Source organism: Verrucomicrobiia bacterium, assembly GCA_035574275.1.
Classification (GTDB): domain Bacteria; phylum Zixibacteria; class MSB-5A5; order DSPP01; family DSPP01; genus DSPP01.
The window spans coordinates 1-13321 of the sequence record DATLYY010000004.1 but is presented as its reverse complement, the minus strand read 5'-3'; the positions used below and the strand labels follow the sequence as shown (position 1 = coordinate 13321).

General features: G+C 54.8%; 14 protein-coding genes. 7 read left to right on the top strand and 7 right to left on the bottom strand.

The window, feature by feature from the left end; all coding sequences use genetic code 11:
* Nucleotides 1-16: 16 nt before the first annotated feature.
* Nucleotides 17-2797 carry a cation-translocating P-type ATPase gene (locus VNL73_00710; GenBank protein ID HXF47930.1) on the bottom strand — a complete coding sequence of 927 codons (2781 nt, stop codon included), beginning with the start codon at nt 2795-2797 and terminating at the stop codon, nt 17-19.
* Nucleotides 2798-2929: 132 nt separating this feature from the next.
* Between VNL73_00710 and VNL73_00705 the strand changes: the two genes are divergently transcribed.
* The 4 genes from VNL73_00705 (at nt 2930) to htpX (ending at nt 6658) form a co-directional block, all read left to right on the top strand.
* Complete coding sequence (locus VNL73_00705) at nt 2930-3556, top strand: DUF502 domain-containing protein (protein ID HXF47929.1); 627 nt, start codon at nt 2930-2932, stop codon at nt 3554-3556.
* Nucleotides 3553-4455, top strand: a complete 903-nt coding sequence (locus tag VNL73_00700) for a CBS domain-containing protein (protein ID HXF47928.1) — start codon at nt 3553-3555, stop codon at nt 4453-4455. Before VNL73_00705 ends, VNL73_00700 begins: the two co-directional genes overlap by 4 nt.
* 81 nt (nt 4456-4536) lie before the next feature.
* Nucleotides 4537-5643: a hypothetical protein gene (locus tag VNL73_00695; protein ID HXF47927.1), complete on the top strand. Its 1107-nt coding sequence runs from the start codon at nt 4537-4539 to the stop codon at nt 5641-5643.
* A gap of 160 nt (nt 5644-5803) precedes the next feature.
* The gene (gene htpX / locus VNL73_00690) at nt 5804-6658 is read left to right on the top strand and encodes a zinc metalloprotease HtpX (GenBank protein HXF47926.1); all 855 of its coding nucleotides are present in this window, start codon (nt 5804-5806) and stop codon (nt 6656-6658) included.
* Nucleotides 6659-6847: 189 nt separating this feature from the next.
* Here htpX and VNL73_00685 read toward each other — a convergent pair whose 3' ends face one another.
* The 5 genes from VNL73_00685 to VNL73_00665 are packed head-to-tail and all read right to left on the bottom strand — an operon-like array spanning nt 6848 to nt 10140.
* Nucleotides 6848-7441, bottom strand: a complete 594-nt coding sequence (locus VNL73_00685) for a hypothetical protein (protein ID HXF47925.1) — start codon at nt 7439-7441, stop codon at nt 6848-6850.
* Complete coding sequence (locus VNL73_00680) at nt 7438-8235, bottom strand: hypothetical protein (protein HXF47924.1); 798 nt, start codon at nt 8233-8235, stop codon at nt 7438-7440. Before VNL73_00680 ends, VNL73_00685 begins: the two co-directional genes overlap by 4 nt.
* The gene (locus tag VNL73_00675) at nt 8232-8729 is read right to left on the bottom strand and encodes a hypothetical protein (GenBank protein HXF47923.1); all 498 of its coding nucleotides are present in this window, start codon (nt 8727-8729) and stop codon (nt 8232-8234) included. Before VNL73_00675 ends, VNL73_00680 begins: the two co-directional genes overlap by 4 nt.
* On the bottom strand, nt 8726-9340 hold the full coding sequence (locus VNL73_00670) for a hypothetical protein (GenBank protein ID HXF47922.1): 615 nt from the start codon (nt 9338-9340) through the stop codon (nt 8726-8728). Before VNL73_00670 ends, VNL73_00675 begins: the two co-directional genes overlap by 4 nt.
* A complete protein-coding gene (locus VNL73_00665; GenBank protein ID HXF47921.1) occupies nt 9337-10140 on the bottom strand; it encodes a DUF6754 domain-containing protein in 804 nt (267 codons plus the stop codon). Before VNL73_00665 ends, VNL73_00670 begins: the two co-directional genes overlap by 4 nt.
* Nucleotides 10141-10232: 92 nt before the next feature.
* On the opposite strand from VNL73_00665, the gene VNL73_00660 reads away from it, so the two are divergent.
* The 3 genes from VNL73_00660 to VNL73_00650 are packed head-to-tail and all read left to right on the top strand — an operon-like array spanning nt 10233 to nt 13101.
* Entirely contained in the window at nt 10233-11441 is a 1209-nt protein-coding gene (locus tag VNL73_00660) for an extracellular solute-binding protein (protein HXF47920.1), read from the top strand.
* Complete coding sequence (locus tag VNL73_00655) at nt 11441-12328, top strand: sugar ABC transporter permease (protein ID HXF47919.1); 888 nt, start codon at nt 11441-11443, stop codon at nt 12326-12328. Before VNL73_00660 ends, VNL73_00655 begins: the two co-directional genes overlap by 1 nt.
* A complete protein-coding gene (locus tag VNL73_00650) occupies nt 12328-13101 on the top strand; it encodes a carbohydrate ABC transporter permease (GenBank protein HXF47918.1) in 774 nt (257 codons plus the stop codon). The genes VNL73_00655 and VNL73_00650 overlap by 1 nt, the downstream gene beginning before the upstream one ends.
* A gap of 18 nt (nt 13102-13119) precedes the next feature.
* Here the strand turns inward: VNL73_00650 and VNL73_00645 are convergent.
* Nucleotides 13120-13321 (bottom strand): N-acetylmuramoyl-L-alanine amidase (locus VNL73_00645; GenBank protein HXF47917.1); only part of this gene is annotated, 202 nt, incomplete at its 5' end.

The following is a 13321-nucleotide window of genomic DNA, read 5'->3' as shown; positions in this document are numbered from 1 at the left end:
GCTTGTCAAGAAACTCTCAATTTTGAGACGAGCGCCTAAGAAACCATTTCTCCAGTTCAACCACCCAAAGAATGCCGCTGCTAAATACGACGCACAGTAGAAGCTCGGCGGCCGAGAGGGAAACGGTTTTCAAGGTTTCCTGGAATAGCGGATGATAGACGGCCAGAAGCTGCAGCCCGCAAGTCAGCGCCACGGCGCCCAAAAGCGGCCTGTTCGAAAATAACCCGAGCGTAAAAAGTGATTCCCGTTCGGAGCGGATGGCCAGAACATGGCTCATCTGCGCCAAAGCGAGCGTGGTGAAAACGACGGTCTGCCACTCGTTGTACCCTTCCCTCCAGTACCAAAACCCGCCGCCCAACGTCAATACCCCCATCAGGAATCCGACCAGAATAATGTGCCGGCCCATTCCCCGTCCGAAGATGTTTTCCTGGGGAGAATACGGGGGGCGACGCATAAGGTTCCGCTCCGCCGGTTCCACGCCCAATGCCAGTGCCGGCAGCCCGTCTGTGACCAGATTAATCCAAAGAATCTGCAATGGTAAAAGCGGGAGGGGCATTCCCAAAAAGGGGGCCGCCAGCATCACCCAAAGCTCGCCGGAATTGCTGGTCAAAAGGTATTTGATGAACTTGCGGACGTTGTCGTAAATCGCCCTTCCCTCTTTGACCGCCGCCACAATCGTGGCAAAATTATCATCCAGAAGCACCATGTCGGCGGTTTCGCGCGCAACGTCGGTCCCCGCCCTCCCCATTGCCACGCCGATGTCCGCTTTCCGCAAAGCTGGGGCGTCGTTTACTCCGTCGCCGGTCATGGCCACCACCTCGCCTCGTTTCTGCAGGGCTTCCACGATTTTGAGCTTGTGCTCCGGTCCCACCCTGGCGTAAACCGGGATGTCCTCCACCACCCGCTCCAGCTCCCGAACCGAAAGCTGGCCCAGTTCCCGCCCGGAAAGAACCTTTCCGTCACGGGCGATACCCAGTTCACGGGCGATGCTGATGGCAGTCAAAGGATGGTCGCCGGTAATCATCACTGGCCGGATGCCGGCCCGTTGGCAGGTCGCCACCGCATCTTTCGCTTCCGGCCGGGGCGGATCAATCATTCCCACCAAGCCGATGAAGACCAAATTCTGCTCCAGCTTGCTCTGGTCTTTTCCGGCGTTGAAATCCTTCAAACGGCGAAACGCCAGACCCAGAACGCGCATGCCTTTTTGCGCCAGCTCGTTGTTGGCGGAAAGTATCCGGTTTTTCCATTGCTCGGTTAAGGGCTGCGCTTCACCATCGACCCACACGCCAGTCGACACATCCAACAGCCCATCGACGGCACCTTTGGTAAAGGCGACAAAGGACGCTTCTTGGGCGGCCCGCACCAAATCCGCAAGCGGATGATCCATCGCGTCCTGACCGAAAAGAACGCGATGCACGGTAGTCATTCGTTTCCGTTCCGATTCAAACGGAACTTCCCCCGCCCGGACAAACATCCGTTCCAACTCCGGCTTTTCCATCCCGAGCCACGCAGCGGCCAGAACCAAAGCCGCCTCGGTGGGGTCGCCATAGACGTGCGGATGGCCGTCTTTTTCCCGCTTGGAAAGGTAGGTGCTGTCATTGCACAAAGCCCCGCCGGCCAAAAGCAGCCGCAGCGGGGGAGAAAGCGTCGGACGAGGCGGGACCTCGCCGGCCGGTCCGACAATTTCCGGAAAACGTTCCCCCAATCCTGCGCCGACCAAACCGGACCGGCGCAAATGCTCGGTCAAATCAAGCCGCTCGCCGGCGGCATCCAGTATGGTTACCGTCATCTTGTTTTCGGTCAACGTTCCGGTCTTGTCGGAGCAGATGACCGTCACCGAGCCGAGCGTTTCCACCGCCGGCAGTTTGCGAATCAAGGCATTCCGTTTTAGCATGCGCTGGGCACCCAAGGCGAGGGCGATCGTAACGATGGCCGGCAGCCCTTCCGGGACTGCGGCAACCCCCAAACTTAGTGCGGTCATAAACAGAAGCTTTAACTCTTCCCCCCGCAAAAACCCGAGACCGAAGACAATCCCCACCAGAATCAGGGCGGCCAGTCCCAGTCCCTTGCCCAATTGGTGCAGCCGTTTTTGCAGAGGGGTCGGCTCCCGACGAACGGCCTGAATCAGACCGGCAATTATCCCCAGCTCGGTTTCCATTCCGGTCGCCGTGATGACCGCCCGCCCCCGGCCGTAGGATACAACGGTTCCGAGGTAGGCCATATTCCGCCGGTCGCCGACCGGCAAATCCGCCTCCGGCAACGGCTCGCCGTTTTTTTCAACCGGCTCCGATTCCCCGGTCAAAGCCGCTTCTTGCACCCGTAGGTTGGCTGATTCCAAAATCCGAGCGTCGGCTGGGACAAGGTTTCCGGTTTCTAAAAAAATGATATCCCCCGGGACCAAAAACCGCGCGGACAGTTCCGTGATGCGCCCGCTTCGCATGACCTTGACCGTCGGCACGACCATCCGACGCAAGGCCGCCATCGCACGCTCGGCCCGGTATTCTTGAAAAAAACCGAGCGCGGCGTTGAGCACCACGATGGCCAGAATGGCGATGGCATCCTTGTAGTCCCCCAGAAAAAGCGAAAGCCCGGCGGCCACCAGCAAAATCGCCACCATTGTGGCGGCCAGTTGCTCCCAAAAAATCAGCCAAGGGCTTTTGGTTCCACGTTCCAATAGTTCATTGGGACCCCCTTTCGCCAGCCGCCGGGCCGCTTCCGTATCGGAAAGCCCGACTTCGACGTCCGTTCCAAGCCGCCGGAGAACCTCTTCCGTTTTTAACGTGTGCCAATCAACCATTCGGCGTTCTTTTTGATCCGGTTACCACAATCCGTACCGACGACAAAATAATGGAAAGGCGTGCGGTTTTGCCAACGAAAGTTGACTTTTGCAATCGATTTTTAGATTTTCGCCTGGGTGGAAAGGCCCGGTTTGAGCCGACGGATTTTTGAAAAAATGCGCCGGTTCTTTTTGGCGGGCCTTCTGGTGGTTGTTCCCATCATTCTCACATTTCTGATTTTGCGCCTTCTTTTCCGAACGGTGGACGGCCTTTTGGCCCCCTTGGTGGCAGAACTGATAGGTCGCGAGCTCCCCGGTGTGGGACTTTTGGCCACAATCGTAATTGTTTTTCTGGCCGGCTTTTTCATTTCCTCGGTTTTCGGGTCGCGACTTTACTCCATCGGGGAACTTTTATTTATCAAAACTCCCTTGGTGCGAACGGTTTACGGCGGCGCCAAGCAGTTGATGGAGTCGATGTTTTTGCCTTCCGGCAAGGCCTTCAAACAGGTGGTGTTGGTGGAATATCCGCGCAAGGGGGCCTGGGCCATTGGTTTTGTGGGAGGGGAATTGATCATGGAAGGCAAACGGCTGATTTCCGTCTTCGTCCCCTCCACCCCCACCCCCTTCACCGGTTTTGTAGTCAATTACCCGCAGGAGGAGGTCGTAAACCTACCGATTTCTGTGGAGGAAGGGGTTAAATTCATTGTTTCCGGCGGCATCGTGGCGCCGGAGCGCCTGCGCCCCCCCCGCTTGGAAAAACCGGCCGGAGGAGTAGTATGAAATTAGGGGACTTGCTAAGCCCGGAACTGGTGCTCGGCAACCTGGCCGCCGCCACCAAAAAGGACGCCATCGCCGAGATGCTCGCAAAAGTGGGGGAAAAGTACGATCATCTGGATACCGATTTGATCTTGGAATCGGTGATGGAACGGGAAGAGGTGGAACCGACCAACCTGGGGCGGGGCTTCGCCTTCCCCCATTCCCGGACGGACGCCGTAAAAGAAATGATTTTCTCCCTCGGCATTTCCCGGCGCGGAATTGCCGACAAAACGCCGGACCAAAAGCCGGTGCACGTGATTTGCCTTTTCCTGACCCCCAGAAGCATGACCCGGCTGTACTTGCAGGCCTTTTCGGCTTTGGCCACCTTCGCCCGCAAACCGGGAACGCTGGAGATGATCTTGGCCGCCGCCACCATCGCCGAGCTGATAAAGGTTTTTTCCAAAAGCGGCATTTTGGTGCGGCGGGAACTGGTGGCCAAGGATATTATGCATCGGAACTTGATAACGGTCACGCCGGAGACGACCTTGAAAGAGGTTGCCAATCTGCTTTTCAAGCATAAAATTCCCGGGATGCCTGTCTTGGACAAATCGGGAAAGGTCTTGGGGGAGGTTACCGAAAAGGAGCTGATCAAGGCCGCCGTGCCGCCGGAATACCGGAAAGCCAAGAAAACCAAAAAAATTCTTCCCGATCCGTTTGAAACGCTCGTTTCCAAGGAGGACGAGATCAAAGCGCGCGATTTGATGTCCAAAAAATTCGTCATCGCCTCGGAGAATACGCCGGTGACCGAGTTGGCCTATTTGATGCTGGATAACAACGTCCGTCGTGTGGAAATAGTCAAAAATGGCAAATTAGTCGGCATCGTTCTGCGCTCTGACATCGTAGGGAAAATCATCCGGGGCTGAATTATAAAAATTCTTTTTTGCAAATTTCAGTCCATAGCCATCTACACGGCCACGGAGTCACAGGCCCAGGCTTGGTCGGCTTTGTACACCTTCCCTTCCATTGTCTTTGCCGCCATTTTGATTGCCTGGGGGGCCGAATCTGCGCAAGTGATTGTTTCACAGGGGCTCGCCCTGGCCGTTCTGGCTTGGTTGCAGACCTCACCGGAGTTCATGGTTGAGGGAGTGATTGCCTGGCAACAGGATATCAATCTGATGACCGCCAACTTCACCGGCGCCCTGCGGCTTTTGGTCGGTTTTGCCTGGCCTATGGTTTACTTCACTGCATTTTTCAGCGGCCATAAAAAGAAACTGAACTACGAAATCAAGCTGGACGGCGAGGATTCTGCCCCGGTGGTCGGCATTCTGCTTCCCGCCCTGTACGTGCTGTTCATTGCCACCAAGGCCTCCCTTAATCTGATTGATGCGGCGGTGCTGCTGGTTCTCTACTTCGCTTACCTGTTCGTTTTGAACCGCTTTCCCGCCAAACACGAGGATCACGCCAATGAAATGGAGCGCGTGCCCCGCTGGATTCTGTCCCACAAAAAACCGGTGCGCAATATCCTCATTCTTTCCTGCTTCGTAACCGGTGGGACTCTGGTATTCCTTTTGGCCGAGCCGTTTGTCGAGAGCTTGAAGGCCTTGGCCCTGGTTCTGGGCATTCAGACCTACTTTTTCGTGCAGTGGGTGGCGCCGTTTCTCTCCGAATTTCCGGAGTTTGTTTCCGCCTTTTACTGGGCCCGTACGGTGAAAAAAGCGGCGATGTCCTTGATGAACACGGTCTCCTCCGTGATTGCCGAACTGACGCTCTTGGTGGCTTTGATCCCCATCGTGTACTCCTTTTCGCGGGGCGAGGTCTCTTCCATTCCGTTCGATTACGAACACCGGCTCGAAATTTATTTGACCGTGGTACAGTCCCTGCTTGGCTTTCTCTTTCTGGTCAATATGCGTTTCAGCTTCTACGAAGCTGTCGGGCTTTTTTCCCTTTGGTTTTTCCAGTTTCTCTTCCCCAATACCCATCGGGAAGTGATTTTGGTCTACCTTCTTTGGATGTTTGTTGAAATAATTCAGATCTTTCGAGGCCGCCGCCGACTGGCCGCCTTCCCCGTCTTTTTCGACCTCTGGCGGAAACATATCGAAAAAAAAACCTGACCTCATCCGCTCATCCGGGTGTAAGCCGCTGACAATCAAGAGCTTGTGACTCTATTCGATTTATTAAACTTTTTTGACCAATATTACGTTTAAGTATAGTTGAAGAGCAGTGCGAAAATGAGTATATTGGAACAGACCTATAGGAGGTAGATAAACTAAAATGAACACGTTCAAAACATTCTTCCTTTTCACCCTGATGACCGTGCTTCTGGTGGCCATCGGCGGCTACTTTGGCGGCCAGCAAGGTATGTTTTTTGCCTTTGGTTTTGCGGCCTTGATGAACTTCTTCGCCTACTGGTTTTCCGACAAAGTCGCCTTGGCGATGTATGGGGCCAAGAAGGTGGAAGAAGCCAGCATTCCGCAGGCCGACAAGGACCGGCTATTGCGCATCACCCGCGAACTGGCCCAATCGGCCCGGCTCCCGATGCCCAAAGTGTACGTGATTCCTTCCCCGCAGCCGAACGCCTTCGCAACGGGACGGAATCCGGAACATGCTTCGGTGGCCGCCACGGAGGGGATTTTGCGACTGCTTTCGGATGACGAGTTGTCCGGGGTGATGGCTCACGAGCTGGCGCATGTCAAGAATCGGGATATTCTGATTGCCTCGATTGCCGCGACCATTGCCGGCGCAATTATGATTCTATCGCGCAGCGCCATGTTTTTCGGAGGCAACCGCGAGAACCGGGGCGGGGGAAATCCGATTGTGATGATTCTACTTTTGATTTTAGCCCCGCTCGCCGCCATGCTGGTGCAAATGGCCATCTCCCGCCAGCGGGAGTTCGGCGCGGATGAGGGTGGTGCGAGAATCTCCCACAAACCCTTGGCTTTGGCCGAAGCTCTGAAGAAGTTGCATAATGGGGTTCAGCGCCTGCCAATGCAAAACGCCAACCCGGCCACGGCGCATATGTTTATCGTGGCCCCCTTTTCCGGCAAAGAGGTGATGAAGCTTTTTTCAACCCATCCACCGGTTGAGGAGCGGATCACCCGGCTGTACGATTTGGCCAAGCATATGTAATACTACGAGCGGGCGAAGTTAAACTCGCCCAGAGAGACAAAAAAGCGGGTTGTAAAAGCCCGCTTTTTTATTTCCGTTCTTTTTTAATTTTCTGAAATCGTACTTTTCCGCAGTGCGGGCACTTCCATTTACGGTTTTTGTGGAAAGAGCGCTTCTCCTCGCGCATCGGTTTCCCGCAGCGCGGGCAGGTCATTTAATCAAGCCCAGAAAATCCCCGAAAAGAAATTCCAAGCGCCCGATTAAAAGCGAAATGCGCGACATCACCGTGTTGCCGAAGGTCGCGCCGAAGAAGATCATCAAATACCAGGTGCCGACGCTTGCCAGCCGACCCCACCACCCTTTATGCTCGCGGGAAAAGTAGAAATACACAAGTGTGGTAATAACGCCGACGAGAATCAAAACGTTGGTTAAAGAACCCAGGGGTTTCATCGTTGCCCCCAGTTGCACCAGAATACGGGCCTGCAAAAGAGCCGGAACCGCCACCCCCGCCCCCGCCCCGATGACCAACGCGAGCGGAATACGGGAAGCCGGACGGGTCTTTTCAGTCAGACGCCCCAAGATGAGAATTATCAAAACAAAAGAAATCACCACCCAGAAATCGCCGGCTTTCAACGGCTCTATGACTTTCGGTACGAGCGTACCCTGCACGGCGATAACCGTGAAATACCCCGCGGAGAGCCCGACCAGAAGGTGCTCGGCGAAGCGGAAGAAGGGGTTCTCGCGGTAGAGAAAACTGAAAATGGCCAAAGTCAGAATGGCGGCAACCACGGTCCCAGCCGTCATTTCTTCCTCCCCCACCAATAAGCCGCGTTTCCCCCCAAAATCAAAAGCAAAATCACGGCGTGGGCCATCGATTGGGCGTCCATGCTGCGGATGGCCGCGCCCGGTTTGTCCAAAAGCCGTTCGTAGTCGGCAGCCCCTTTCAGGCCGTTGACCAGACCGGAAAGCTGACCGGAGGCGTACAGCGGCATATAGCTGGCGACCATTACGGCAGTAAGCATCGCCGCCACACGGGCATGGTAACGGGTGTAGGCGTAATCCACCCAGGCATATCCCAAATCCCCGTCCGCCACCGAAACCACCATCGCTACCTTGGAATAATTGGGGACCGCTTTAATCAATGAAAGCGTGTCGGTAACGTTGCCATAATAATCCCGCGGAAAGACATTGGGAATGCTTTCCCCCATTCCTAAAATCGCTGCCTGAAATTGGGGGCGAAAGCCAAGGAAAACCCAATCTTCGCCGTACTTTTTGCCGAACTCCTCCGCCACAAGCGAAAGCACCTGGTTGCCTATCGCCGTCCCCTCGGCAAAAAGTGAAAGCCCGATGATTTTGATGTCGCGCGAGAATAAATGCCGAGCCAAAACCGTGGCCAAAGGGCGCACTTCCGCCACCGTCGAGGCCTCGTGGTCGAAGGAGACCATGACGACGGAGCCGGGAGAGATGGAATCCACAAGTGCCTTGAATTTCACCGCTTCGGGTGAAACCCGATCGGAAATGTTCAAGGGGTAAAGCAGGGGAAAAGTGACTGCAATGAAAACAGCCAGAAAGGCGAACGTCCGCGGCTTGAGCGTCATATCCGGCCGGAAGCCATCCCTCCTTCCTTGGACGGCAGATAGGTGTAATGAAAATGCACCGCCCTCCAGCCCATGGGGGTTGAGCGGTACAGTTCGGAGGCCTTGCCGGAGCGCTCGAACGGCTTGTCTCCCATCTTACCTTTTTCGATGAAATGGTAGGTCGCCAAGACCCAGCCCCCCTCCCAGGCGGTGAATTTTTCCTGCAATACGGAGCGCTCGTCCAAGGTTGCCTCGTCAAAAAAGTTTTCTAAGAGCGCGATGTAGTTCCGTTTGTTGTCAATCCGGTAGGGGGAATCCAGAAAGGCGGAGAAATCATCCGCCAACGCCGCCGAGATGACCTTCAACTCCTTGGCCCGGTAGGCGCCGGAAAGGGAGAAAACCAGCTTTTTGACGTCTTCCGTCTCCTTTTGGTGTTTCGGCCCCTTCTGTTTCAATAGCAGATAGGCCAGATAGCCGGAAAAACCGGCAAAAACGATGACAAGTATCCAGCTCATGTTTTCCTCCCGAAAAAGCCCCGTTCAATGCCTAAAATCACCCGCAGCGAAGTCGCCACGGAGCCCAGCCCGATGCCGATGAGAATTCCCCGCCGGGCCGCCACGCCCGGAACATCCAGAAGCGTCTGCGCCCAAGTGGGGAAATCAAAGTAGAGTTTTGTGCCGATGGGCACCCGCCCCAACATCACGATGGCCGCCGAAATAAGCAGCAGAAAAGCCGGCAGCGAACGGGCCCGGAAACCGCGAAAGGCGGCCGAGGCGACGAAAAAGGCGAGAAGCGAAAAAACGGTGGACTGCATCGGCACCTGCAGGTTGTTGAAAAGCCAGAAGAAGGCCGAATTTTCCCCCGTTCCCCAAATCGAGGCTACCGGCATGGCCAATAGTCCGATGATAGTGACCAAACTGTAAGCCCAGCCCGGACTCTGCCCGCTCACTTTTTTCAAATGCTGAAGCCCCAGTGCTATGACCCCAACTAAAAGGGATGACAGATAAATCACCTGCATCCAGTCCAGCACTTTTCGATAGGCCCCGTTGAAAACCGGAATGAAAAACTGGAAAATCATAAATAAGCCGAAACTTAGGGTTATCCAGAAAACCAACCGCCGGGTCATAGATGGGAGGCCAGATTAAAACCGGTGAACGTGACCAGAAACGCCCCAATCAGAAGCAAAAGAATGACTGCCGCTTTCAGCCAGTCCTGCGCCACGATGGAGCTTAACACCTCCTGGTCGCCGGAAAGGGAACCGCCGGCGGCAAAAAGCTCCTCTCCAATCAAAGTGTAGTCGCAGGCCACGAGAAAAAAGGCGAGCTGAATGGTGGAATCGGTGGCGGCGATTTGAATCGCCCCCTGGGCGAAACCGGTTTCCGCCAATATGAGCGATTCCCCTTCAAAAGTGCCGAAATACAAGGTCGCCGCCGGTTTGATCCGCTCCATCAAGCCGGAGGCGTGGGCCGTGTAGCCGAACTGGCTTTTGGTAACGAAAAAAACGTTTTCCGGCTTGTACGCCTCGGGGTGCCCGGCTTTGCTGGCCGCCTCCGCCGCGACTTCCTGCGCCACGGAAGCCACCACCGGGTCGTTGTTGGGATAAAAAAGGGGCGTGCCGTACTGCGCCGTTTTGTACGCCACCTCTCCGAGGACGGAGAGGGCCGCCAGAGTCGCCATCCGGTCGATTTCCCCCGTACCGGAAGTGAAAAAAACCGGTTTCCCCATCTCGGTTGCCCGGCCGATCGCCTCCTCGATGGCCAAAGCCCCGGGCAGGGTGCGGATTTTGAAGCTCTTTCCCCGCCGTTTCAAAAAAAAGACTCCCAACAGCGCGGCCGCCACGCAGAGAAAAGCGATAAAAACCGGAACTTTTTCGGCGGGCAACCAGATGAAGGTGTTCATCGGTTGGCCGTAAGCTATGGCGGCCAAAATTTTTGTCAAGAAAAAAGAGTGCACAAACGATGCGGGCGGCTTTCACATACAAGTTGACATTGGTAAAGAGCAAGATTTTATTCTGGTCGATGCGAAAAGCCGTCCTTCTCGCCTTGCTGCTGTTCTCCGCTTGTTCCAAAAAGGAAACCGGAAAACTGACCTGGTGGCAGTTCTGGACCGACCCGCAGACCAAGCCGCTGATAACCGAGCTGGTCGCCAAATTTGAGAATGAAAACCCCGGCATCAAAGTGGAAGTGACTGATTTGACCTGGGCTGACGGCCACGAGAAAATCACCGTCGCGTTTTCCGCCGGCCAGCCGCCCGACGTTCTGGAGCTCGGCTCGGACTGGATATACGAGTACGCTTCGAACAAGCTGCTTTTAGATTTGACCCCGAAGGCCGAAAGCTTGAAAAAGGATCTGCTTTTCTGGCAGCCGGCCACGCTCGATGAAAAAGTTTACGCCGTTCCCTGGATTTTGGGCGCACGTTTGATGTTTTATAATTTCGATTTGCTCAACAAAGCCGGATTTGCCGATGTGCCGGTGAAATGGGACGAATTGGATAAGCTGAATAAAAAGCTGGCCAAATTCAGACCGGAAATCTACGGTTTCGGCGCCAACGCCTCCGAACGTCACCGGCTCTACAAGAAATTCCTCCCCTTTTTGTGGAGCGCGGGTGGGGAAATCCTGTCTGAGGATGGCAAAACCTGCCTTTTGAATTCGCCGGAGGGGGTGCAGGCCTTGAAGTTTTACGTCGAGCTCTGTGAGCGCTCTCTTTTAGCTACGCAGGCCAATCTGGACGACGCTTTTTTGCAGGGAAAGCTGGCCTCCGTCATCTCCGGCGATTGGTTGTTGAAAAAGCTGAAGAACGCCCCACCCAAATTCGGCTACACAACAGCGTTGATGCCTTCTCCCGACGGCCAGTTGTACCGCCGCACCTCCTTTGCCGGCGGGGAATTTTTGGCCATCCCTGCCAAATCGAAGAAAAAAGATCTTGCCTGGCGCTTCGTGCAGTTTTTGGTTCGTCCGGATAATCAGGTGTACTTCTGCAAAAACGCCTTGATACCGACCCCTTCGTCGGTTGCCGCCCAGGCGGACACTTTCTTTCTTTCCGATGCCAACTACAAAACTTTTATCGAGCAGTTACAGTTGGCGCAGAGCTCCCCTCCCCATCCTCACTGGGTGGAAATCGAACAGGCGATTGAGGAGGCCGTCGAGCAGGCGATGTACAAAAAGAAGTCGGCCAAGGAGGCGCTGGATGACGCGGCGGCCAAAATTAACGCTCTTTTGAAAAGCTGATGGCCGGAAAAAATACCGGTTATCTGCTCCCCCTTCCCTGGACTTTAACCCTACTTCTAATCTGGATATTCCCTCTTGTCTGGTCGCTTGTCCTGGCCTTTGCCGACTACAATCTTCTTTCCGGCGAACTGAATTGGATTGGGCTGGAGAACTTTAGAAGGCTGTTAAGCGACCCGAGCTTTCAAAGAGCTCTCTGGAATACATTCCTTTTCGTAATTGGTACGCTCCCCTTTACCACCCTTTTCGCCCTGCTTCTGGCCTTGGCCTTGAACCGCCCGGTCTGGGGAAAAAATTTCTTCAAGGCCTCCTTTTTCATCCCAACCATCACGTCCCTCGTCGTCGTCGCCCTGATTTTCACCAAATTGTATTCCGAGGGGAGCTGGCTCTACCGCTTTCTCGGACAGTTTTTCAACCTCCCCTCCGGCGGATTTTTGCTTTCTGACAAAACGGCCCTCCCCTCGATTATGATAATGGATATCTGGGCGGCCATCGGCTACTACATATTGCTGTTTCTTGTCGCGTTGCAAAACGTGCCGCAGGAGCTCTACGAAGCGGCCAAAGTCGAAGGGGCCAACAGCTGGCAGACCTTTTGGGCGGTAACCTTCCCTTCCATCAAGCCGATGCTTTTCTTTATCGTTACCCTGAATACCATCAAGTCGTTTCAGGTCTTCACGGAGGTTTTCGTGATGACCAAAGGCGGCCCGCTGGGCTCGACGACAACGGCAGTCTATTTCATTTACGAGGAGGGGTTGCACCGTTTCAAGATGGGGTACGCCTCGGCGGCGGCCTATCTTTTGTTCGCCATTATCGCGCTGTTCTCTTATTTCCTGTTCAAGAGCTTTAAATCGGAATCGGAGGTTTTGGCTCCGGCGCAGACAAAAGCGTAATGCGGACTCCCCTCCTCCCGACCTTCCTGCTTTTGGCCGCGCTGGCAATCCTTTTTCTTTTCCCTTTTTTCTGGATGTTCTACGTCTCCCTTTCCCCCGGCTGGACGTTGAACAATTTCAAAGACGTGCTGGAGCAAAAGATGTTTTCACGGGCCTTCTTCAACTCCGTTTTCGTCACCGCCGTGATAACGCTCGGCAACCTATTCTTCGCTCTTCTGGCCGGGTACGGACTGGCCCGCTACCCGACGGTTTCCAATCGTTTTCTTTTCATATCGATTCTGGCTGTATTGGCTGTGCCGACCCACGTGGTCATAATCCCGCTTTTCTTGCTCGTCCGGAAGCTGGGTTGGTACGACACCTATTGGGCCTTGATTGTCCCGTTTCTGGTTTCTCCGCTCGGAATTCTGTTGTTGCGCCAATACATTCTTTCTTTGCCGGTGGAACTGGAGGAGGCCGCCCGCTTGGACGGCGCGGGGGAATTGCGCATCATTTTCTCGATTGTCGCGCCGCTCGCCAAACCGGCTTTGGCGGCCCTGGCCATTCAATCCTTTTGGGTGAACTGGAACAATTTTCTCTTTCCATTCCTATTCACCTCTTCGGAAAACCTGCGGGTCTTGCCGGTGGCCTTGGCGATGTACCAGAGCTATCAGGCCATCGACTGGCCGCATCTTTTCGCCGCTTCGGCTGTTGCTACCATTCCGGTTTTGGCCGTTTTTTTGGTTTTGCAGAAACAGATTATCGCCGGGTTGACGGCTGGAGCGTTGAAACAGTAAAGTTTCTCCCGCGAGGGTTTACTTCTTGGTGCTTAACCGCAGATAATCGGCAATCCCCTCGGCAATCGCAGAGGCCGCCTTTTTGTGAAACGCCTTGGAGCGGAGCATCTCCTCCTGCCGGGGAATCATCATAAAGGCGATTTCGCATAAAATGGCGGGATACTGCGGCGGGCGGATGACCACGAAGTTGCCGAAATAAAGCCCCAAATCCTTGAGCCCG